4 protein-coding genes are annotated in these 2,623 nt (G+C 46.6%); 3 read left to right on the top strand and 1 reads right to left on the bottom strand.

Going from position 1 to position 2,623, the window contains the following annotated elements:
• Positions 1-228 precede the first annotated feature (228 nt).
• Positions 229-534 (top strand): PTS fructose transporter subunit IIB, encoded by a 306-nt coding sequence (locus ACQY6F_RS18705; RefSeq protein WP_428776604.1) that lies wholly within the window; start codon positions 229-231, stop codon positions 532-534.
• The gene (locus ACQY6F_RS18700; protein WP_428776602.1) at positions 531-1,304 is read left to right on the top strand and encodes a PTS sugar transporter subunit IIA; all 774 of its coding nucleotides are present in this window, start codon (positions 531-533) and stop codon (positions 1,302-1,304) included. The genes ACQY6F_RS18705 and ACQY6F_RS18700 overlap by 4 nt, the downstream gene beginning before the upstream one ends.
• Here ACQY6F_RS18700 and ACQY6F_RS18695 read toward each other — a convergent pair.
• Positions 1,301-2,149 (bottom strand): helix-turn-helix domain-containing protein, encoded by an 849-nt coding sequence (locus tag ACQY6F_RS18695; protein WP_428776601.1) that lies wholly within the window; start codon positions 2,147-2,149, stop codon positions 1,301-1,303. The genes ACQY6F_RS18700 and ACQY6F_RS18695 overlap by 4 nt on opposite strands.
• A 283-nt stretch (positions 2,150-2,432) precedes the next feature.
• Here ACQY6F_RS18695 and ACQY6F_RS18690 point away from each other — a divergent pair.
• Positions 2,433-2,623 (top strand): PTS sugar transporter subunit IIA (locus tag ACQY6F_RS18690; protein ID WP_428776600.1); only part of this gene is annotated, 191 nt, incomplete at its 3' end.

Genomic DNA, 2,623 nt, shown 5'->3' with positions numbered 1-2,623 from the left:
TACTGATATCTCCGGGCACCGTGCGCTGCCCGGATTTTTTTATCTGGCCTTTGGTAATCACCTTTTAGCAAGTGGTACCTATACTGGGGCAGGGAATAATCTGTCAAAAATGAGCTAGTTAGTTATCAAACTTAACATAGTTTACCTGAGTGGCAACGGTGTACAGTGGCCAGATGTTCATAGATAATGACTGTGGTTGTAACCGTTGACTCTGATGGAGAGCAAACAATGAAACTAGTGGCGGTTACCGCCTGTCCTACCGGGATTGCCCATACCTACATGGCAGCAGAGGCGCTGAACAAAGAAGCGGCAAGACGCAAACTGGCCATTAAAGTGGAAACTCAGGGCGCGATGGGCATCGAAAATGCGCTGACCATTGCAGATATCGTAAGTGCGGACTTACGGTTGATTGTGTCGGATATCGAAATCGAAGAAAAAGAGCGGTTTAAAGGGTGTAACACAGTTCATTTCTCTATTGAGGAAGTGCTGACCAACGTCCGGCAAGTAATGGACCAGTGTCTGAGTCATCTATGATAACCACACGAATCACCTTTGTACTTGAGCATGACGGTTTCGCAGGATGGCAGCTTACAGAGCTGAAACAACTGGCGAGCCATTTCCGTTCCATTTTTGTTTTCTACAACATAACCCGTAGTAAACACGCCAAACTGACAAAGTCGTTGAGTATGCTCAGCTTGGGCAGCTGCCGGGATGACCTCTGTCAGGTGGCCATCGAAGGGCTAGACGCAGAGCTGGCTTGCATGGTGTTCACTGAATACTTCAGAGAGCACGCGACGTTAATTTCAGCCAGCCACCGCCCTAATAGCCGGGCAGAATCTCTGTTTGCCAGTCATCCGGCATTTCGATTGCCGTTTGACTATCAGTGGTATTTTCTGACGGACTCGTCGTTAGAGACTAAACAACAAGCGCTGGAGTCTCTGGTAAAGGCAGTAGCCAAGCCGTATCAGCAGCAGGAACTGTTGACCCAGATACTTGAGCGTGAAGCGATATCTTCTACCGCAATTCCGAGCGGTATTGCCCTGCCACATGTATTGAGTGACTCCGTGAACCGGCCTACGCTGGTTGTCTGCAAACTGGCTTCAGAGCTGGACTGGGAAATGCCGGTAAGCTTAATGATTGGGGCCGTGTTACCAACCAAACTGGAACGACCTTGGTTTTTGGCGATAACCCGTCTGACCCGTTGGCTGATCAGCAACGGTAACAGTGAGGTGCTGCTCAGTGCCGAACGGGAAGAAACCATCAAAGGGATCCTGTTACACATCATGGCCAGACAAGAGGATTAATGGGATTCAGCCCGATACTGTGACGGCGTCTTACCTGTCCTGGTTTTGAATACGCGAAAAAAATAGTTTACATCCTGATAGCCACAGCGGGTGGCCACTTCCGATAAGCGAAACTTGTATTTTTTCAGCATAAATTTGGCCCGTTCCATTCTCACCCAGGTGATGTAGTCCGCCAGTGTCATATGGCCCTGTTGTCGAAATAGACGAGACAGGTGATTGGCAGAGATATTGAATCGTTCGGCGATATTTTCCCGCGTGATCGCCCGATGGAAGTTTTCCTGGATGTAGATGCAGATCCCCTGATACAGATCCTGACTGCGTTTTTTGGATGACAACTTGGGTTGCTCCAGAATCGTCAGAGTATAACTGAGCAGGGCGCGTAGCAGATATTCGTCCATCGGTGTTTTTTTTGCCTCCCGGGCCAACGCACTGAGGCTTTCCAGAATGTTGTCGATGGCAAAACCGGTTCGAGTCTGAATACTGTGCTTCTGCACGTCATAAAACCCGCTCTCATTTTTACGCTTAGCGACGAAGCTAAAACCCAATTGGCGTCGACCGAACAGCAAACTGAGCACAGAACAGTCATCACTCCAGTCTGGCTTGTTCCAGCAGTTGGGGGGAATATACAGGGCATCACCTGCCAGTATATCTACACTGCGAATGCCGTGTTCACTGTCTTCTATTTCATTCCTATATTGCCCTTTTAGCACTAGCTCAAGACGGGGAAAATTTACCTGATAGCTAAAGGGGGGCGGGGTGTGTCTGTCTCCGGCAAACCATATTCGATGGTAGTTATCTCTTTCATCGACCAAGGCTTCAATAATACTGGTAAATACCTGACTCATAGCGTGTTCATAAGCTGCAACATTTATCCAATAATACAAAAGTAAATCAGGACTGTGTATCCAAACTTTAGAATTGTCTCTCTGGTTTTGTTTTTAACTTATTGATTATAATTAAAAAATATAACTCATCACAATCATTTAGTGACTGAATGTTTTAAGACTTGGATCACGTTTAATTTGTTAGGTTACAATAATCCAGTAAATGCCTTTCTGATACACTACCCAACTAGTACCTCATTGCCGACAATAATTGCCAATAAGAGCAAATATAAAGGGAACGACAATGATTAATGAGCTAATCAACGAACGATTGATTCGACTCAATCTCAGAGCTGAAAATAAGGACGACGTCCTGGCAGAACTTGTCGACGTTCTTGCCCGGGAAGGTCGAATTACAGACAAGCAACAATTTCTGGCGGATGTCTATACCCGCGAAGAGATGGGTAACACTGGATTTGAAGACGGTATCGCTAT

Origin of the sequence: Vibrio sp. (assembly GCF_050299255.1) — a bacterium.
In the GTDB taxonomy this organism is placed as follows: domain Bacteria; phylum Pseudomonadota; class Gammaproteobacteria; order Enterobacterales; family Vibrionaceae; genus Vibrio.
This window is presented reverse-complemented; position numbering and strand designations above follow the sequence as displayed.